This window comes from Paracoccus sp. (in: a-proteobacteria), assembly GCF_030538755.1.
GTDB lineage: Bacteria > Pseudomonadota > Alphaproteobacteria > Rhodobacterales > Rhodobacteraceae > Paracoccus.
Genome location: NZ_JAUNTJ010000032.1, coordinates 1 through 18,519, shown reverse-complemented (window position 1 = coordinate 18,519; position 18,519 = coordinate 1). Strand labels below are relative to the sequence as shown.

The 18,519-nt window shown below is 65.5% G+C and carries 20 protein-coding genes and 1 tRNA gene; 13 read left to right on the top strand and 8 right to left on the bottom strand.

The window, feature by feature from the left end; genetic code table 11:
- Together Q4G14_RS14225 and Q4G14_RS14220 are read left to right on the top strand one after the other, a co-directional pair.
- A partial coding sequence (locus Q4G14_RS14225) for a type II toxin-antitoxin system RatA family toxin (RefSeq protein WP_303362424.1) occupies positions 1-464 on the top strand: 464 nt, incomplete at its 5' end.
- A gap of 28 nt (positions 465-492) precedes the next feature.
- Positions 493-568 (top strand) — tRNA-Val (locus Q4G14_RS14220).
- A 36-nt stretch (positions 569-604) separates the two neighbouring features.
- Here Q4G14_RS14220 and cbiB read toward each other — a convergent pair.
- Both cbiB and Q4G14_RS14210 read right to left on the bottom strand, forming a co-directional pair.
- Positions 605-1,537: an adenosylcobinamide-phosphate synthase CbiB gene (cbiB, locus tag Q4G14_RS14215; RefSeq protein ID WP_303362423.1), complete on the bottom strand. Its 933-nt coding sequence runs from the start codon at positions 1,535-1,537 to the stop codon at positions 605-607.
- Positions 1,534-2,082 (bottom strand): histidine phosphatase family protein, encoded by a 549-nt coding sequence (locus Q4G14_RS14210; RefSeq protein WP_303362422.1) that lies wholly within the window; start codon positions 2,080-2,082, stop codon positions 1,534-1,536. Before Q4G14_RS14210 ends, cbiB begins: the two co-directional genes overlap by 4 nt.
- A 297-nt stretch (positions 2,083-2,379) precedes the next feature.
- On the opposite strand from Q4G14_RS14210, the gene sdhC reads away from it, so the two are divergent.
- From sdhC to Q4G14_RS14175, 7 genes are read left to right on the top strand one after another with little or no spacing between them, the layout of a single operon-like run.
- Entirely contained in the window at positions 2,380-2,775 is a 396-nt protein-coding gene (sdhC, locus tag Q4G14_RS14205) for a succinate dehydrogenase, cytochrome b556 subunit (RefSeq protein WP_303362421.1), read from the top strand.
- 11 nt (positions 2,776-2,786) lie between these two features.
- Positions 2,787-3,164 (top strand): succinate dehydrogenase, hydrophobic membrane anchor protein, encoded by a 378-nt coding sequence (locus Q4G14_RS14200; protein ID WP_303362420.1) that lies wholly within the window; start codon positions 2,787-2,789, stop codon positions 3,162-3,164.
- A gap of 21 nt (positions 3,165-3,185) precedes the next feature.
- Positions 3,186-4,988, top strand: coding sequence for a succinate dehydrogenase flavoprotein subunit (gene sdhA, locus Q4G14_RS14195; protein WP_303362419.1), 1,803 nt, complete (start codon positions 3,186-3,188; stop codon positions 4,986-4,988).
- Complete coding sequence (locus Q4G14_RS14190) at positions 4,988-5,374, top strand: hypothetical protein (RefSeq protein WP_303362418.1); 387 nt, start codon at positions 4,988-4,990, stop codon at positions 5,372-5,374. The genes sdhA and Q4G14_RS14190 overlap by 1 nt, the downstream gene beginning before the upstream one ends.
- Before the next feature lies 1 nt (position 5,375).
- Entirely contained in the window at positions 5,376-5,708 is a 333-nt protein-coding gene (locus Q4G14_RS14185) for a hypothetical protein (protein WP_303362417.1), read from the top strand.
- Positions 5,709-6,557, top strand: a complete 849-nt coding sequence (locus Q4G14_RS14180) for a hypothetical protein (protein WP_303362416.1) — start codon at positions 5,709-5,711, stop codon at positions 6,555-6,557.
- A 13-nt stretch (positions 6,558-6,570) separates the two neighbouring features.
- Positions 6,571-7,350 carry a succinate dehydrogenase iron-sulfur subunit gene (locus Q4G14_RS14175; RefSeq protein ID WP_303362415.1) on the top strand — a complete coding sequence of 260 codons (780 nt, stop codon included), beginning with the start codon at positions 6,571-6,573 and terminating at the stop codon, positions 7,348-7,350.
- 161 nt (positions 7,351-7,511) lie between these two features.
- Here the strand turns inward: Q4G14_RS14175 and glyS are convergent, their stop codons facing one another.
- Genes glyS through Q4G14_RS14160 form a run of 3 tightly spaced genes read right to left on the bottom strand, consistent with a single transcriptional unit; the run spans position 7,512 to position 11,007 of the window.
- Positions 7,512-9,614 (bottom strand): glycine--tRNA ligase subunit beta, encoded by a 2,103-nt coding sequence (glyS, locus tag Q4G14_RS14170; RefSeq protein WP_303362414.1) that lies wholly within the window; start codon positions 9,612-9,614, stop codon positions 7,512-7,514.
- Positions 9,614-10,093, bottom strand: a complete 480-nt coding sequence (locus tag Q4G14_RS14165) for a DUF6446 family protein (protein ID WP_303362413.1) — start codon at positions 10,091-10,093, stop codon at positions 9,614-9,616. The genes glyS and Q4G14_RS14165 overlap by 1 nt, the downstream gene beginning before the upstream one ends.
- A complete protein-coding gene (locus tag Q4G14_RS14160; protein ID WP_303362412.1) occupies positions 10,090-11,007 on the bottom strand; it encodes a glycine--tRNA ligase subunit alpha in 918 nt (305 codons plus the stop codon). The genes Q4G14_RS14165 and Q4G14_RS14160 overlap by 4 nt, the downstream gene beginning before the upstream one ends.
- Positions 11,008-11,094: 87 nt before the next feature.
- Between Q4G14_RS14160 and Q4G14_RS14155 the strand changes: the two genes are divergently transcribed.
- Complete coding sequence (locus Q4G14_RS14155) at positions 11,095-12,462, top strand: peptidoglycan-binding domain-containing protein (protein WP_303362411.1); 1,368 nt, start codon at positions 11,095-11,097, stop codon at positions 12,460-12,462.
- 33 nt (positions 12,463-12,495) lie between these two features.
- Positions 12,496-12,729 carry a DUF333 domain-containing protein gene (locus Q4G14_RS14150; protein ID WP_303362410.1) on the top strand — a complete coding sequence of 78 codons (234 nt, stop codon included), beginning with the start codon at positions 12,496-12,498 and terminating at the stop codon, positions 12,727-12,729.
- Positions 12,730-12,742: 13 nt separating this feature from the next.
- Here Q4G14_RS14150 and Q4G14_RS14145 read toward each other — a convergent pair whose 3' ends face one another.
- The 3 genes from Q4G14_RS14145 to tyrS form a co-directional block, all read right to left on the bottom strand.
- Positions 12,743-14,233, bottom strand: coding sequence for a TrkH family potassium uptake protein (locus Q4G14_RS14145; RefSeq protein WP_303362409.1), 1,491 nt, complete (start codon positions 14,231-14,233; stop codon positions 12,743-12,745).
- Positions 14,230-15,072: a DUF1989 domain-containing protein gene (locus tag Q4G14_RS14140; RefSeq protein ID WP_303362408.1), complete on the bottom strand. Its 843-nt coding sequence runs from the start codon at positions 15,070-15,072 to the stop codon at positions 14,230-14,232. The genes Q4G14_RS14145 and Q4G14_RS14140 overlap by 4 nt, the downstream gene beginning before the upstream one ends.
- Positions 15,073-15,229: 157 nt before the next feature.
- Positions 15,230-16,468 carry a tyrosine--tRNA ligase gene (tyrS, locus tag Q4G14_RS14135; RefSeq protein WP_303362407.1) on the bottom strand — a complete coding sequence of 413 codons (1,239 nt, stop codon included), beginning with the start codon at positions 16,466-16,468 and terminating at the stop codon, positions 15,230-15,232.
- Between the two features lie 38 nt (positions 16,469-16,506).
- Here tyrS and Q4G14_RS14130 point away from each other — a divergent pair, with 38 nt between their 5' ends.
- Together Q4G14_RS14130 and Q4G14_RS14125 are read left to right on the top strand one after the other, a co-directional pair.
- Positions 16,507-17,643: an anhydro-N-acetylmuramic acid kinase gene (locus Q4G14_RS14130; RefSeq protein WP_303362406.1), complete on the top strand. Its 1,137-nt coding sequence runs from the start codon at positions 16,507-16,509 to the stop codon at positions 17,641-17,643.
- 98 nt (positions 17,644-17,741) lie between these two features.
- Positions 17,742-18,329 carry a PRC-barrel domain-containing protein gene (locus Q4G14_RS14125; protein ID WP_303362405.1) on the top strand — a complete coding sequence of 196 codons (588 nt, stop codon included), beginning with the start codon at positions 17,742-17,744 and terminating at the stop codon, positions 18,327-18,329.
- The last annotated feature ends 190 nt before the right edge of the window (positions 18,330-18,519 follow it).

Below are 18,519 nucleotides of genomic sequence, written 5' to 3'. Positions count from 1 at the left end.
ACAGCCGCGTTCTGCCATATTCGGCGCAGCAGATGTTCGATCTGGTCGCCGATGTCGCACGCTATCCCGAATTTCTGCCGTGGAACAGCGCCGCGCGCATCCGGTCGCGCATACCGCAGCCCGACGGGTCCGAGGTGATCGAGGCCGATCTGGTCATCAGCTTCAAGGTGTTCCGCGAACGCTTTGGCAGCCGGGTGACGCTGCATCCCGCCGATGAACAGGGCGTGCTGCGAATCGATACCGATTATCTGGACGGCCCGTTCCGGCATCTGCATTCCGGCTGGCGCTTTCAGGATCTGCCCGGCGACGGCGCGCCACAGTGCCGGGTCGAATTCTTTGTGGATTTCGAATTCCGCAACGCCATCCTGCAAAAGCTGATCGGCGTCGTCTTTGGCGAGGCGATGGCCCGCATCGTCCGCGCCTTCGAAGATCGCGCGAAAGTGCTGTATGGGGCTGGCGCCTGACGCGCAGTCGTTTTACAAGGCGCGCCGGGGGCGGTTAGCTCAGTTGGTAGAGCGTCTCGTTTACACCGAGAATGTCGGGGGTTCGAGTCCCTCACCGCCCACCACTCTCCATCCGTTCAGCAACCCGCGCGCCCTGTCTTTCAGGGCCGGCAAGCGATTTGCGCTACGGCGATCAGGATCAGCATGATCGCCAGCCCGGCCATCGCGCGGCGGTAAAGGCGCAGCCCGCGCCACAGGTCGTGCGCATCCGGGTCGGGCGCGGGCGCGTTCAGCCACGGTTCAACCGCGATCCGGTCGGCATAGACGCGCGGGCCGGACAGCCGCACATTCAGCGCCCCGGCCATGGCCGATTCCGGCCAGCCCGCATTGGGCGAGCGGTGGCGCGCGGCATCGGCGCGGGCGCAGGTCAGCGCGGCCTTGCCCCGCCGCCACCCCGCCGCCAGCGCGATCAGCAGCGCGCAAAGACGGGCGGCGGGCCAGTTGGCCACGTCATCCAGCCGGGCGGCGAATTTGCCGAACTGTTCGTGCCGGGGGGTGCGATGGCCGATCATGGAATCCAGCGTGTTGATGGCCTTGTAGGCCGCGATCCCCGGCAGGCCCGCCACCGCCAGCCAGAACACCGGCGCAACCACGCCATCGCTGGCATTTTCGGCCAGGCTTTCCAGCGCCGCGCGCGACAGGGCGGGGGCGTCGGCGGTTGTCACATCGCGCCCCACGATCATCGCCGTGGCATGGCGCGCGCCCGGCAGATCGCCCGCCGCCAGCGGGCGGGCGACGGCTGCGACGTGATCCCACAGCGACCGCGCGGCGATCAGCGGCCAGCCCAGCAGCGCGGCCCACGGCCCCAGCAGCCAGACCAGCGCGCAGGCGGGCAGAGTGGCGGCGGCAATCACCAGCAGGCTGGCCGCCGCGCCGCGCGCGACTCGGGCGCGGCCACGGTTCCAGCGTTGGTCCAGCAGATCAATCAGCGCACCCAGCCACGTGACCGGATGGCCGATGCGCCGGAACAGCGCCTCGGGCCAGCCGATCAGCGCATCCAGCCCCATCGCCAGCGCGGCCAGCAGCGCCGTCATGGTTGCCGGTTCACATAGCTGACGGCCCAATGGCGGCCCGCGCGGGTGATCTCGGTCAGCGACAGCGGCGCCACCGCAAAAGACAGCGCCGCATCCCCGATGACCAGCGACAGCGCCGCGCGGACGGTTCCGGCATGGGCCACGATCACCACCTCATCGCGGGCCTGTTGCAACACCGGCAGAACGCGCGCCGCCATATCGGCAAAACTTTCGCCGCCCGGCGGGCGCAGAGCGGCCAGCGCCGTTGCCTCAAGATCGCCGGGATCGGGCAGGTCGGCATAGGCCGCGCCCTCCCACGCGCCGAAATCCTGTTCCCACAGCGCGGGCCGGGTTTCACCGCTCAACCCCAGCAGCGCCGCCGTTTGCTGACAGCGCAGCGCCGGGCTGATCCAGACCGCCGCCGGATCGGGCAGCACCGCCGCCAGCCGCGCGGCAGCGGCCGTATCGCTGCAATCGGCGGGAACATCGCGCCGCCCGGCCAGCCGCCCGCCGGTGATCGCAGGCGCGTGACGGATCAGCAGCAGCCGGGTCATCGCGGCGACCATATGGGGCGGGCAGGGGGCATCGCGGCTCCTTGGGAAGGCGTGCGTCTGTTTCGCCGCAAACCGTCGCCAAAGGCAAGACACCGCATGAGTCGCCATCTTTGCCGCAGTGCAGCGCCGCTTTGTGATCACGGGCGTCGGAAATGTGATCACGAAGCCGCCAAATTGTTAGAATTGCGACGAAGGTCTGGCAAACTGCGGTGACAGATGGCAGAAGGGTGTCGAAAAGCAAGCGATAACGCCAGCCCGGACGGCCCGTCACGCCATGACCGCCGCCCGGCCACGATGGAGGGCCGATACATGGCAGCAGACGTAAACCGGGGCAACCGGCCGCTTTCCCCCCATATTCAGGTCTACAAGCTGCCGATAGCAGCCAAGACCTCGATCCTGAACCGTGCCACGGGTCATGCGATGGTGGCGGGTATCCTGCTGCTGGCATGGTGGCTGGTCGCCGCCGCCACGGGGCCGGGTGCATTCGCCTGCGCCGATTGGGTGGTGCGGTCGTGGATCGGCTTTATCGTGCTGACCGGCGCGGCATGGTCGCTGTGGTTCCATGCGCTGGCTGGCGTGCGGCACATGTTCTATGACGCCGGGATGCTGATGGAAATCGACCAGGCCAGGCAATCCAGCTGGTGGATCATCATCGGTTCGGTCGCGCTGACAGTGATGTCGCTGCTGCTGTTCTTTATCGCGTAAGGAGGCTAGGGATGCGTTTCATCACCCCGCTGAAGGCCGCCAACGGTCTGGGTGCCAGCCATACGGGCACCGAAAATCACTGGCAGCTGACCGTCACTTCGGTTGCGCTGCTGATTCTGACGCCCGCTTTCCTGCTGGTTGTCGGCAGCGCCATCGGCCTGCCACGAGAGGCGCTGATCGCCTATTTCGGCCGCCCCTATCCGGCGCTGGTCACGGCGCTGTTCGTGTCGGTCGGCATGGTTCACTTCATGCGCGGCACGCGGATCATGATCGACGACTATTTCCAGCATACCGCCCGCAAGGTGGCGCTGATCGTTTCGGTCATCTTTGGCTGGGCTGTGATCGCGGCAACGCTGTTTGCGCTGGCGAAAATGGCTCTCGCGGGCTGAGAAGGGACAAGGCAGACGATCATGGCAGCTTATGAATATCAGACGCATGATTACGATGTGGTCGTGGTGGGGGCTGGCGGCGCCGGCCTGCGCGCCACTTTGGGCATGGCCGAACAGGGCCTGCGCACGGCCTGCGTAACCAAGGTTTTCCCGACCCGCTCGCACACCGTTGCGGCGCAGGGTGGCATCGCCGCCAGCCTGTCGAACATGGGGCCGGACAACTGGCAATGGCACATGTATGACACTGTGAAAGGGTCCGACTGGCTGGGCGACACCGACGCGATGGAATACCTCGCGCGCGAGGCGCCCAAAGCGGTTTACGAACTGGAACATTACGGCGTTCCGTTCAGCCGGACCGAGGAAGGCAAGATCTATCAGCGCCCCTTTGGCGGCCACACGACCGAATTCGGCGAAGGCCCGCCCGTGCAGCGCACCTGTGCCGCGGCCGACCGCACCGGCCACGCGATCCTGCATACGCTGTATGGGCAATCGCTCAAGGAAAAGGCGGAGTTCTTTATCGAATATTTCGCGCTGGACCTGATTATCACCGATGGCCGCTGCACCGGCGTCATCTGCTGGAAACTGGATGACGGCACCATTCACGTCTTCAACGCCAAGATGGTGGTGCTGGCGACCGGTGGCTATGGCCGCGCCTATTTCAGCGCCACCAGCGCCCATACCTGCACCGGCGACGGCGGCGGCATGGTGGCCCGTGCGGGCCTGCCCTTGCAGGACATGGAATTCGTGCAGTTCCACCCGACCGGCATCTATGGCTCGGGCTGTCTGATTACCGAAGGCGCGCGGGGCGAGGGCGGTTATCTGACGAATAGTGAGGGCGAGCGGTTCATGGAGCGCTATGCCCCCACCTACAAGGATCTGGCGTCGCGCGACGTGGTGTCGCGCTGCATCACCATCGAGATCCGCGAAGGCCGTGGCGTGGGCGAACACAAGGACCACATGTTCCTGAACTTGCAGCATCTCCCGCCCGAGGCGCTGCATGAACGCCTGCCCGGCATTTCGGAATCGGCCAAGATTTTCGCCGGGGTCGATGTGACCAAGGAACCGATCCCGATCCTGCCGACCGTTCACTATAACATGGGCGGCATCCCGACCAACTATTGGGGCGAGGTTCTGGCCCCGACCGAGGATAACCCCGACCGCATCTTCCCCGGCCTGATGGCTGTGGGCGAAGCGGGCTGCGCCTCGGTTCATGGCGCGAACCGGCTGGGGTCTAACTCGCTGATCGACCTTGTGGTGTTCGGCCGTGCGGCGGCGATCCGTGCCGGTCAGGTGGTGGAACGCGGCACCCCGGTTCCGCCGACCAACCGCGCGCAGGTGGACAAGGCGCTGGATCGTTTCGACGCGCTGCGCCACGCCTCGGGCAGCACGCCGACCGCCGACCTGCGGCTGGAAATGCAGAAAACCATGCAGGCCGACGCAGCGGTGTTCCGCACCGACAAGACGCTGGCCGAAGGCGCTGAAAAGATGAAGGTGATCGCGGGCAAGATGGATGACCTGCGTGTCACCGACCGTGGCCTGATCTGGAACAGCGACCTGATGGAAACGCTGGAACTGTCCAACCTGATGCCCAACGCCATGGCGACCATCGTCGCGGCCGAGGCGCGCAAGGAAAGCCGTGGCGCCCACGCCCATGAAGACTGGCCCGAGCGGGATGACGCCAACTGGCGCAAACACTCTCTTGCATGGGTGAACGGCCCGGATGTTAAACTGGCCTATCGCCCCGTGCATCTTGAGCCGCTGACCAAGGCTGAAGAAGGCGGGATCGACCTGAAAAAAATCGCACCCAAAGCGAGGGTTTATTGATGCGTCTCTCTTCATCCCTGATCCTTGGCGCTGCGGCGCTGGCCCTGTCGGGCTGTGTCGTCGCCACGCCGTTTCCGGCACCGGTGCCCGGCGCGCCGGTAACGCCCGTTCCGACAGCGCCTGTTGCGACCACGCCCACGACGCTGGATGCGGCGTCGCGCGCGGCAGCGCAGTCTGCCATCACCACGGCCATGCAGGCGCGCCTGCAAGGCACCGACGTGACGCCCTACACCAATTGCATCATGCAGAACGCCACCAGTGCCGAACTGATCGACATCGCCCAGATGTCGCGCGCCAATGTTCCCGGTGTGGGTGACAGCGTTGCGACGATCGTGCGCCGTCCGGCGACGGCCGCCTGCATCTCGGCTGCGGCGCGGACCGCCTGAGATGCCGCGCGGGGCAGCATATGTCCTGAAACTTGCGCCGCCGCTGGCCTTGCTGGTGGCGGCGGTTGCGGCCTGTGCGCCGGTGACGGTCGATCAGGCCGAACAAAGCTGCCTGCGTGATGCCCAACTGGCGCAACGCCCGCGCAGCGAAGTTGCGGTCGGCGTTGGTGCGTCGCGTGGCGACATCCGGCCCTATGCGTCGGTGCGGCTGGATGTGTCTGCGGATTATATCCGGGGCCGCGATCCGGCCGAGGTTTACAACCGCTGCGTCATGAACCGCTCGGGTCAGTTTCCGACCCGCTCGCTTTACGATCAGCCGGGCTGGCGGGGCTGAATGATGGCGGTTTCAGGGGATCGGGACAGATCGCGTCGTCGGCTGACGATCCATATCGGGCTGCAAAAGACCGGCTCGACATCGCTGCACCACCACCTGCAATTGAATGTCGCCGCGCTGGAACGGCGTATGGTTCTGCGCACCCCGGTCGAGGGGACGCCGATGCGCCCCTTGGGGCGGGCGGCGGTTGAATTCAGCCTGAACCCTGACGACCAGCATCGCGCCGCGCTGGATCAGGCGATCCGCGTAGTGCGCGAGGGTCTGCCCGGTAATGATCTGCCGGTTCTGATAAGCCATGAAAATCTGGCCGGCGCCATGCCCGGCACCGGGGATGAGCGGCGTTTGTATCCGCTGCTGCCGCAGATCATGGCGGCTCTTGATCGCGGTTTCAATGATTTTTCAGTTGATTACGTCATCTATCTGCGAAACAGGGTGAACTGGCTGTCCTCGGTCTGGGCGCAGGCCGTGCGCACGGATGGCTACACCGGGACGCAAGCCGAATACGACGATCAAGTGGCCAGCCTGCCCGAATGGCCCGACCTGATCCAGCGCCTGACCGATGCGGTTGGCGCTGACCGGCTGACGGTCTTTCACCTCGAAGACGAAACGGACTCCGCCCACCCCGGCAGCCAGCTTTTGGCGCATATGGGGTTAAGCGCGCAGGACATCGCCGCTCTGCATCCGCTGGATCGCCGGGGGATGGAGCGTCTGTCCCCGGCCTCGACCGAATTCATGCGCCGCCTCAATGGTTTGGCGCTCAATCCTCATGCGCGCACCCGTGTCGCCGATCTGGTGGCGCGGACGCAGCACCTGTTCAATGCTGATTATCAGCCCGAAGGCACGCTCTGAAAGGAGAGAACCCATGGTCCAGTTTACCCTGCCCAAGAACAGTCAGATCCGCGTCGGCAAGACCTGGCCCAAGCCCGAGGGCGCGACAAATCTTCGCAAATTCAAGATCTACCGCTGGGATCCCGACACCGGCGAAAACCCGCGGCTGGATACCTATTTCGTCGATCTGGACAAATGCGGGCCGATGATTCTGGACGCGCTTATCAAGATCAAGAACGAAATCGACCCGACGCTGACCTTCCGCCGCTCGTGCCGCGAGGGGATTTGCGGTTCCTGCGCAATGAACATCGACGGCGGCAACCATCTGGCCTGTATTTATGGCATGGATGAAATCGAGGGCGACGTCAGCATCTATCCGCTGCCGCATATGGCGGTGGTCAAGGATCTGGTGCCCGACCTGACGCATTTCTATGCCCAGCACGCCAGCGTGAACCCCTATCTGATTACGAAATCGCCGACGCCGGGCAAGGAATGGAAACAGTCCATCGAAGACCGCAAAAAGCTGGACGGTCTTTATGAATGCATTCTGTGCGCGTCCTGCTCGACCTCGTGCCCGTCCTATTGGTGGAACGGCGACCGCTATCTTGGCCCGGCGGCCCTGCTGCACGCCTATCGCTGGATCATCGACAGCCGCGACGAAGCCACGGGCGAACGCCTGGACGAGCTGGAAGACCCGTTCAAGCTGTATCGTTGCCACACGATCATGAACTGCACGAACACCTGCCCCAAGGGCCTGAACCCGGCCAAGGCCATCGCCTCGATCAAGCATATGATGGTGGACCGGATCGTCTGATCCGGCTTGCCGAATATCTGCACAAAGAAACCCGGCTTTGGCCGGGTTTTTTGCTGCACTGCCGGGCTTTGACCAGACAAAAGCCCGGCCGCTGTTTCCCACGGCCGGGCATCCTGTTTGTCTAAATACGCACGCCGAAGGCGTCCGGCGGTGATGCCGGATCAGCCCTCGACTTTGCTGAAATCCGCGATGCCTGCACCTGCGGCACGGATACGGTGCAGCAAATTCAGGCGGTTGCGGCGCACCACGCTGTTATCGGTGTTCACCTGAACGGCGGTAAAGAATGCGTCGATCGGCGCGCGCAGGGCGGCGATGGCGGCCATGGCTGCGGGGAAGTCCTCGGCCTTGGTGGCGGCGCGGATTGCCGGTTCGGCGGTGTCCAGCGCGGCGAACAGGGCGCGTTCCTCGTCGGTTTCAGCGAATTTCGGGTCAGCCCCAAAGGAATATTCCACGCCATCGGCGGCCTCGGCCTGACCCAGAATATTGGCGGCGCGTTTCAGCCCTTGCAGCAGGTTTTCGCCGTCAGGGGTTTGCAGCATGTCATTCAGCGCGGTGGCACGGGCGACGACCTGCGTCAGATCGTCATTACCGGGCATGGCCAGAACCGCGTCGATCACATCATGGCGGATGCCCTGTTCGCGCAGGTAAACCTTAAGCCGGTCATGCAGGAAGGAAAGCAGATCAACAGTTTCTGCGCCGCCATCAGCACCGATATGATCCGCCGGAACGGATTTGCCATGCGCAGCAAAGCCCGGCCCCATGATCTGGGCCAACCCCAATCGCACCCCATTCCCCAGCACCAGCCGGATCACCCCCAGCGCGGCGCGGCGCAGCGCATAGGGATCTTTGCTGCCTGTGGGCTTTTCGTCAATCGCCCAGAACCCGGTCAGGGTGTCGATTTTATCGGCCAGCGCGACGGCCACGGATACGGGCGCGTCTGGCACGGCGTCAGACGGTCCCAGCGGGGAATAGTGGTCGCGGGCGGCGTCGGCCACCGCCGGATCAAGCCCGGCTTCCAGCGCGTAATAGCGGCCCATCACGCCTTGCAGTTCGGGGAACTCGCCCACCATGGCGCTGCGCAAATCCAGTTTGGCCACCTTGGCCGCCTGTTCGGCCTCATCCGCATCGGCCCCGACCAGCGGGGCGATTTCGCGCGCCAAAGCGGAGATCCGTGTCACCCGATCCGCCTGCGACCCCAGCTTGGCGTGGAACGTCACCGCCGCCAGCCCCTCGGCCCAGTCGTTCATGCCCGATTTGGCCACGCGCAGGTCGTTTTCCCAAAAGAACGCGGCATCCGACAGGCGGGCGGCCAGAACGCGCTGATTGCCCGCCAGAATAGCCGCGCCGTCATCGGCTGCCTCGATATTGGCGACGGTGACATAGCCTTCGATCCGCCCGGCCTTGGGGTTGCGGGCGGAAAAGAACTTCTGGTGTTCCTTCATCGAGGTTTGCAGCACCTCGGGCGGCAGGGACAGAAAGCGTTCCTCGATCACGCCCATCAGCGGCACGGGCCATTCGACAAGGCCCGCCACCTCGGTCAGCAGGGCGTCATCGGCCACGATGTCCCAGCCGCGCGCAAAGGCCAGATTTTCGGCGCCGGTGCGGATCGCCTGCGCGCGCTCATCCGCGTCCAGCATCACGCGGGCGCGGCGCAGCTTGGCGGCATAATCATCAAAGCCGGTGACGGAAAACGCATCGGGGGCCATAAAGCGGTGCCCGCGCGTGCTGTCGCCAGCGGAGATGCCCTCGACGGTCAGCGGCACCACGGTCGCGCCCGATTCATCGCCAAGCAGGCAGATGATCGAATGCAGCGGACGCACCCAGCGCAGGCTGCCCGCGCCCCAGCGCATGGATTTGGGCCAGGGGAAGTCGCGGATGGCGGCCCCCAGCACCTCGGCCACGATTTCGGCTGCGGGGCGGCCCTGACGGGTGATGGTGGCGAACCAGACCTGGCCTTTCTTGTCGTCGCGCGCCTCAAGCTGATCGCGGGTCAGGCCGGTGCTGCGCAGAAAGCCCTCAAGCGCCTTTTCGGGGGCGTCGGTGCGCGGGCCTTTGCGTTCTTCGCGGGTGGTGGGGCTGTGGGCGGTCAGGCCCTCGATGGTCAGGGCCAGCCGGCGCGGGGTCGAAAACGCCCCGGCGCTGGCATAGGTCAGGCCCGCCTGAACCAGCCCGTCCGTAACCAGACGTTTCAGATCCTCGCGCGCGCGGGGTTGCATCCGAGCAGGGATTTCTTCGGAAAACAGTTCGATCAGCAGGTCGGGCATTATTCGATAAGCCTTTGTTCTTCGGCCTCGTCATTCAGCTGATGCCAGCCAAAGGCACGTCCGTCGGGATAGATGGCGATAACCCGGTCAATGCCGGTGCGGATATTGTGCTGCGACAGAACCGCGCGCACCGCGCCCGATTCCAGATCGCCGGTGATGCCGCGCGCGGAATAGCAGCGGAACCAGTTTGGCCCGACCAGCGGCGTCGGGTTCGGATAGGGCTGCGCATTGGCGGGCGCGGCGTCCAGCGTAAAGCAGGCGCGCCAGCCCAGCGGTGAACTGTCCTTGTCGATGCCGTGAAAGTCGCTGACCGACAGCGGTTGCAGGTTGCCATCGGTGGTTGTCACGACCAGCGATTCGGTGCCCAGCGTCTGATCCACCTCGTCGTAATAGCCGAACATCTGCATGTAATAGACCAGCGCCCCGGTCAGGACGGCGGCACCCAGCAGCATGATAACGGCGATTTTTCCGGCGTTCATGGCTGCGCGGCCTCGGTGGTGACGAACAGATCGGCGCAGGATTTCGCCAACGCGCGGACGCGACCGATATAAGCCTGCCGTTCGGTGACGGAAATCACGCCGCGCGCGTCCAGCAGGTTGAACAGGTGGCTGGCCTTGATCGCCTGATCGTAGGCGGGATGCGCCATCGGGATGCGGCGGCCCGCGCTGTCGGTTTCATCGGCGGCAAGGATGCGGGCGCATTCGGCCTCGGCGTCCTTGAAGTGCTGGAACAGCATGTCGGTATCGGCCTGCTCAAAGTTCCAGCGGCTGTATTCACGCTCGGTCTGGCGGAACACGTCGCCATAGGTCAGCGGGATCGGGCTGTCGGGGTCGTTGAAGGGCATGTCCATGACATGTTCCACGCCCAGCACATACATGGCCAGCCGTTCCAGACCATAGGTCAGCTCGCCCGACACCGGGCGGCAGTCATGCCCGCCGACCTGCTGGAAATAGGTGAACTGGCTGACCTCCATCCCGTCGCACCAGACCTCCCAGCCCAGCCCCCACGCGCCAAGGGTCGGCGATTCCCAGTCGTCTTCGACAAAGCGCACGTCATGGGCCAGCGGGTCCAGCCCGATGGCGCGCAGGCTGCCCAGATACAGGTCTTGCAGATCGGGCGGGCTGGGTTTGATGATGACCTGATATTGATAATAGTGCTGCAAGCGGTTCGGGTTTTCGCCATAGCGGCCATCGGTCGGGCGGCGCGAGGGCTGCACATAGGCCGCAGCCCAGGGACGCGACCCCAGCGAACGCAGCGTGGTGGCCGGGTGAAAGGTGCCGGCCCCCACCTCCATATCATAGGGTTGCAGAACGGCGCAGCCCTTGGTGGCCCAATAGTTTTGCAGCCTCAGGATCACTTCCTGAAAGGAACGGGGCTTGTCGGGGCTGGTCATCGGGGCGTCCTTTTGCCAAAAAGCGGGATGGCGATTGCGCGCGTGTTTAGGCGCGGGCGGTGGCAGGGTCAATTGCGGGGGCAAGGAATGCGGCGCTTTGGATGGATCATCATGGCAGGTCTGGCGATGCCGGGGGTGGCCATGGCTGAACAGGTGGTGATCCGCGTCGAGGCAAAGCGCGGCGAAACCGCAGCGGCGCAGGCGGCGCAGAACTGGGGTGCGCAATTCGGCGATGTGGTGACATTCCCGGTGCCGGGCGGCTGGACGGCGATCGGCCTTGGCCCGATGGAGCGCGCCGAGGCTCAGGCGCGGCTGGACGAACTGAAAGCCGCGCGGCAGGTGCCCGCCGACAGCTTTATCGCGCCCGCGCCGGAATCGGTTGTCGCGGCGGCCCCGGTGACAGCCCCGGCAGATACGGCGGGCGGCGTGGCTGAACCTGAACCGGCCCCCGAACCCGCGCCCCCGGCTGATCCGAACAGCCATGTGATCCGGCTGGAAACCGTGGCCGACCGGGCCGAGGCGGATGCCGCGCTGGCACGCTGGCGCGACACCTTCCCCGAGGCGGGGATGTGGGAACTGCCCAACGGTCGCTTTGCCATTGCCGCCGGGCCGCTGGAACCGGCGATTGCCGCCGCATGGCTGGAGGCATTCAGGGCCGCCGGGCAGGCACCGCGCGATGCGTTTCTCAGCGATGTGGCCGAAATGGGGCGGGTGGCGGTTGCGGGCACCCGGCCCGATCTGCCCGCCCCGCCTGCCGCCGCCGCCAGCCTGCCCCCGGTCGAGGATATTCAGCGCGCGCTGCGGTGGGCGGGCCATTACGACGGCCCCATCGACGGCCAGAGCGGCCCCAAAACGCGCGAGGCGATCACCCGCGAAGTCGCCGCTCAGCGCCTGTCCCCCGATCCCGGCACCGCCATGCAGATGCTGATCGCCCGGCGCGAGGAATGGCGCAATCAGGTCGGGCTGACCGAGCTGGCCGATGCCTATACCGGGCTGACCGTGACCGCGCCGATGGACCATCTGGCCTTTGACCGCAGCGAACGGGCGCTGTCGATCTATGGTCCCAAGAACGAATCCGGCGCGGCGCTGATCCTGTTCAGCCAGCCGGGTGGCCAGCAGGAAATGCTGGACCTTGGCGGTCTGGTAACGGCGCTTGGCTGGGTGCCTGCGCCGACACGCGACATCGCGCGCGGGCGGATGGTGCTGGACGGGCGCAATGACACGCATATCGGCCATGCCGAAGGCTGGGTCCGCGATGGCCGGGCCGAAGGCTATGTCCTGATCTGGCCGCTTGCCGCCGAGGACGATCAGCGCCGCATCATGGCCGAGATTTCCGATTCCTTCACCCGCAGCGGGCCGGGCCGGAACGAAACCGCGCTGCCGCAGCCGCAACTGGCCGATACGCCCGGCAGCGATAGCCTGAACGATCCGATGCCCTTGCCGGCGGGGGAATAAGCGCGGCCTTATCCCGCGAAAGGGGCACAGCATATGAAACCTGTCACCGCCACCGCCGTTCTGGCCGCCGCCGCGCTTGCGGGCTGCGATGCTGCCGATGACGCGACCCCGGCCATTGGCATGGGCAACCCAGCCTCGGCATATTGCGTCAGCCTTGGCGGAACGGTTGAAATCCGTCGCGAAGCCGCTGGCGAGGCCGGTTATTGCCATCTGCCGGATGGCCGCGTTGTCGAGGAATGGGAACTGTTCCGCGCGCAGGCGAAATAGCCGGTATCCAGCCTTACCCTCGCCAGAACCGCGGCAACAGCAGCACCAGGACCGAGATCAGCTCCAGCCGCCCCAGATACATCCCCAGAATCATCAGCCATTTCGCGCTGCCCGGAAAGTCGGTGATGGCACCGGTGCGGCTGACCTCTGGCCCCCAGACCGGGCCGATATTGGCGATCGAGGTCCACGCGGCGGTCAGCGCGGTTTTCGGGTTCAGCCCGGTCAGCGCCAGCCCGACGATCAGCAGGCCAAAGGTCAGCATGAACAGGGTAAAGAACGCCATGACCGAATCGACCACCTCTTGCGACAGCGGCTGACCGCCAAGGCGCAGCGGATAGACCCGATGCGGCGAATGCATCCGCCGGATCTGCGCCTTGACCGCGCGGATCAGCACCAGATAGCGGAACACCTTGACCGAACAGGCCGTCGATCCGGTGCATCCGCCGATCAGCCCGATCACGATCAGCATCGTGAACGGCAGATGCCCCCAGCCCGTCACATCGGTCGAGGAAAAGCCGGTGCCGGAACTGATCGACGTGACGTTGAACACCGTTTCGCGCAGCATATCCAGCGGATGCGCGTCATGCCCCGGTTGCAGCAGGCGCCACGCCATGATGATGCCGCAGGTATAGCCGATCCAGCGCAGATAGGCCCGCACCTGCACATCCTGCCACAGCGGCTGCACATTGCCGCGCGTCGCCTGCACCAGACGGATGAAGGGCACCGAGGCCAGCGCCATGAACACCGACGCCGCCCATTGCGGCGCGCCCAGATAGCCGCCGAAACTGGCGTCATAGTTGGAAAACCCGCCGGTGGAACAGGTGGTCAGCGCGTGAACCAGCGCATCGAAACCGTTCATGCCCAGCATGATATAGGCCACCATGCAGGCCAGCGTGATGAAGATGTAAACCATGGTCATCTCGGCCGCGATCTCGCCCGCGCGGGGCAGGATCTTGCCCATGGTGTCGAACCCTTCGGATCGGAAAAACTGCATCCCGCCGACCTTCATTACCGGCAGGAACACCATGGCGACCACGACGATGCCCAGCCCGCCAGCCCATTGCGTGATCGCCCGCCACAGATGTGTGCCGCGCGGCAAGGCGTCCAGATGCGGAAATGCGGTGGTGCCGGTGGTGGTAAAGCCCGACATCGCCTCGAAATAGGCATCGGTCAGGCTGGCACCGGGCTGCCCCAGCACAAAGGGAATCGCCCCGACGGCGGGTAGAATGGCCCACAGCCCGGATGTCAGGATAAAGGCTTGCTGGATCGTCAGGCTGTGGATGGCGCGCTGCGTGGCAACGACCGTCAGCACACCCAGCAGAATGGCGATAACAGCCGATTCCAGAAAAACCTGCCAATGCGGGTCGCCATGCCACCAATCCACCAGCATCGGAAACAGCATGGCCACCCCGATAACGGTGACGATCTTGCCGATGGCATGGGCGACCGGCCCGATTTCGGGCAGCGAGCCGCCGCGCCGCCGCACATTCAGCGCCGCCTTCATGGCCAGCGATAGCCGCTCGGCGCAGGGGGGGACCAGTTGTCGGGCAGGGCGTCCGGCGCGTGAACCTGCACCAGCAGCGGATAGCACGCCGCCACATCCGAAGAATGCTGCGCCCCGCAATCGCCGCCGGGGCAGGCCGACAGCCCGCCGATCAGGTCGATTTCGGCAAAGAACTCCAGCCGGTCGCCGGGGCGCACGGGGCTGGCCTTCATGAAATACTGCCCGGTGTCGCGGGTAAAACCGGTGCACATAAAGACGTTCAGCACATCATGGACCAAAGGTTCGGCCTGATCCTCGGGGATGGCCAGATAGGCGGCCAGCGCGCGGGTCAGGTTGGAATGGCAGCAGTGGTGATAATCGTCGCCCGACAACAGCCGGTGCGTGTAAGGATCGCAGCGCGTGCCGATCACGTCATGGACGGAACCGCCGTATTCATCCTTGCCATACCAGCCAAGGCTGTCATGGATAATGGTCGCCATCGGGCGCAGATGCGGAAAGCCAGACCACATCCGATGCCCCTCGGTCAGATGCGTGCCATGCAGCGCGCGGGTCTTGCCGGAATAGAACCTTTCGCGCGGGTCCGCCGCCGACCACAGGTTCAGATCGCCAACCTGCGGCCCCTCGACGCTGACAATGCTGAAGAAATGCCCCGCCGGCACGGTAAAGCACTGCGCCTGACGCGGGGGGATCAGCGTTTCGGCCACCAGCCGCGCGCCGTCCCGTGCCCGGCGCAATGCCGCCAGCCCCGGATCGGGCAGCGTGGCCGGGTCATAGCAGATCACCGGCTTGATGGCGCGGCGTTCATCTGCATCGGGCGGGGCGGTGTATGCGCTGTTCATACCCCGCACAACAGCATGACGGGCCGCCAAAGAAAAGAGGGCAGACGCAGCCCGCCCGAAACCGGCGCGGGCTGCTTCCTGTTTGCGCAAATACGCCGGGGGGTCCGGGGGGCTGGCCCCCTGGCGTCGCGGAACGCAACCCGTGCCCGGCCCGGCCTCAGCCGATCTGCACCATCCGGTGCTTTTTCTTGCCGACCGAGACCTTCAGCCCCTCGCCGATCAACCCGGCATCCACCGCCATCTGCGGGTCGGAAACGGGATCGTTGTTCAGGCGCAGCCCGCCTTCGGCAACCAGCCGCTTGGCCTCTTTGCCCGATGAAACGATGCCGGTCTGCACCAGCAGTTGCGCCACCGGCAGGGGCAGGGCGGCGGCGGAAACCGTCACCACCTCAAGATCGCCGCCCGCGCCGCCTTGTTCAAAGACCTCGCGCGCGGTCGCCTCGGCTGATGCCGCCGCGTCGGCACCATGCAGCAGAGTCGTAACCTCGTTGGCCAGAATCACCTTGGCTTCGTTGATTTCAGACCCGGCCAGCGCGCCCAGACGGTCGCATTCCTCGACCGGCAGTTCGGTGTAAAGTTTCAGGAACCGGCCCACATCGGCATCGGTGGTGTTGCGCCAGAACTGCCAGAATTCATAGGGCGACAGCATCTCGGCGTTCAGCCAGGTCGCGCCGCCCGCCGATTTGCCCATCTTGCGCCCGTCGCTGGTGGTCAGCAGCGGCGTGGTCAGGCCCCAGACCTCGCGGTCAAGCACGCGGCGGGTCAGGTCGATGCCGTTGACGATATTGCCCCACTGATCGCTGCCGCCCATTTGCAGCGTGACACCATGGCGGCGGTAAAGCTCCATAAAGTCATAGGCTTGCAGGATCATGTAGTTGAATTCAAGGAAGGACAGCGATTGTTCCCGGTCCAGCCGCGATTTCACCGATTCAAACGACAGCATCCGGTTGACGCTGAAATGCCGCCCGATGTCGCGCAGGAAATCCAGATAGTTCAACCCGACCAGCCAGTCGGCGTTGTTCAGCATCTGCGCGCGGGTTTCGCCATAATCCAGATAGCGGGCAAAGACCTGCTGCATCCCGTCGATGTTGCGCTGAATGGCGGCATCGTCCAGCAACGGGCGTTCATCGCTGCGGAAGGACGGGTCGCCCACCTTGGTGGTGCCGCCGCCCATCAGCGTCACCGGCTTGTTGCCGGTTTTCTGGAACCAGCGCAACAGCATGATGTTCAGCAGGTGGCCGACATGCAGCGACGCCGCTGTGGCGTCATAGCCGATATATGCCGCCACCGGCCCTTGCGTCAGGGTTTCATCCAGCGCCTGAAGATCGGTGCAGTCAGCCAGAAAGCCGCGCTGCATGATGACGTTCAGGAAATCCGATTTGGCACGATATGTCATGTCTGTTTCCTTTCCAGTGCAGCGCATATACCGGCGCAATGAACAAAGGAAAAGCGATGATCCGGGCTTTGGGGATGATGTCGGGCACCTCGCTTGACGGGGTGGATGCGGCGCTGATCGACACGGACGGGGTGCGGATCGGCGGGTTCGGGCGCTCTGCCTATCGCGCTTATTCGGGGAACGAGGCCGGGGCGCTGCATAACGCGCTGGGGCAATGGCCCGGCGGGCCAGGCGTGGCAGAGGCGGCGGCGATCACGCTGGCCAGCCATGCCGGGCTGGCGGCGGGCTTCGCCGAGGCGCAGGTTATCGGCTTTCACGGGCAGACGCTGGCGCATGATCCGGGCGGGCGCGGCACTCATCAGGCGGGTGACGGTGCGGCGCTGGCCGGTGCCACAGGTCGCCCGGTGGTCTGGGATTTCCGGTCCGAGGACGTGCGGCAGGGCGGGCAGGGCGCGCCGCTGGCCCCGTTCTTTCACTGGGCCTGCGCCGATTGGGCGGCGGGGCAGGGGCTGATCGGTCGCGCGCCGGTTGCCTTTCTGAACCTTGGCGGGGTCGGCAATGTCACATGGGTCGATCCGGGGGCCGCCGCGCCCGAGGCGCCGGGCGCCTGCCTTGCCTTTGACACCGGCCCGGCCAATGCGCCGCTGAACGACCTGATGCGCGCGCGCGACCTTGGTGCGCGGGACGAGGGCGGGCGGCTGGCGGCCTCGGGGCAGGCGGATGCGGGCGTGGTGGCCGGTTTCCTGCGCCATCCTTTCTTTGACGTCCCGCCGCCCAAGTCGCTGGACCGCGATGCCTTTGCCGGGCTGGCGGCATCGGTGGCCGGGCTGGCAGATGCTGATGCGGCGGCGACCCTGGTTGCGGCGCTGGCCGGGGCGGTGGCGGCGGGCTGGCGCTGGATGCCGCGCCCCCCCGCGCAGGTGCTGATCTGCGGCGGCGGGCGTCACAACGCGGCCATCATGGCGGCACTGGCGGCGGCGTTGCCCTGCACCGTGGCCCCGGTCGAGGCCGCCGGGCTGGATGGCGACATGTTAGAGGCGCAGGCGTTCGGCTGGCTGGCGGTGCGGGTGCTGCGCGGCCTGCCAACCTCTGGCCCCGACACCACCGGCGCGCCCGGCCCTGTTTGCGGCGGGCGCATCAGCCACCCGCGCTTTTGTTCCCTCAGCGATTGTTAATAAAAATCAAAGGAACGGCGATCCGGGCCGCACGTTGGGGCTGCGATGCAGATGAACCTGCTGACAAACGACCAAGCTTTGAGAATGAGGAGTCTCAGATGAAAAAGCTCATGATCGCCGCAGCAACCGTTGCCCTGACCGCGCCGGCCTTTGCGCAGGACCAGACCGATGCAACCGCGACCGATCCGGCCGCTGTCCCGACCGAGGAAACCACCACCGCACCGGGCATTGAACCGACGGGCGTGCTTGACCCGGCAACCGATACCGCGGCTGATCCGGTCGCCACGCCGGCCGCTGATCCTGCGATGACCGCCACCGGCCATGCCTCGGCCACCGTCACGGCGGCACAGCCGGGCGTCACCGCATCCTGGCTGAGCAGCCGTTCGATCTGGACCACCAACCAGCCCTCGACGACGGCATGGGTTGACGTGACCACGACCGAACGCCCCGATGAATGGGAACAGATCGCCGATGTGTCCGATCTGGTGCTGACCGACGATGGCCATCTGGTCGGCTATACCGCTGACATCGGTGGTTTCCTGGGCATGGGCGGCCACACCGTCCTGCTGGATCGCGACGCGCTGCATGTCGTCCGCTTTGGCGACGATGCCTATCTGGTGACGAACTACACCAAAGAAGAACTTGAGGCGATGCCCGAATTCGACACCGAATTGGTGCATGATTAAGGCCTTATCCGGTGTTCCCGGGGAAAGGGGCGCGGTTGCGCCCCTTTTTCTTTGCCGATTTGGCAAACCGACCCTTGACGCGCCCGGTCGGGTTCCGTAAATCCCCATCCACCCCGGCGGGCGATCAGCCGGGGGTGAGTGGGCGGTTGTAGCTCAGTTGGTTAGAGTACCGGCCTGTCACGCCGGGGGT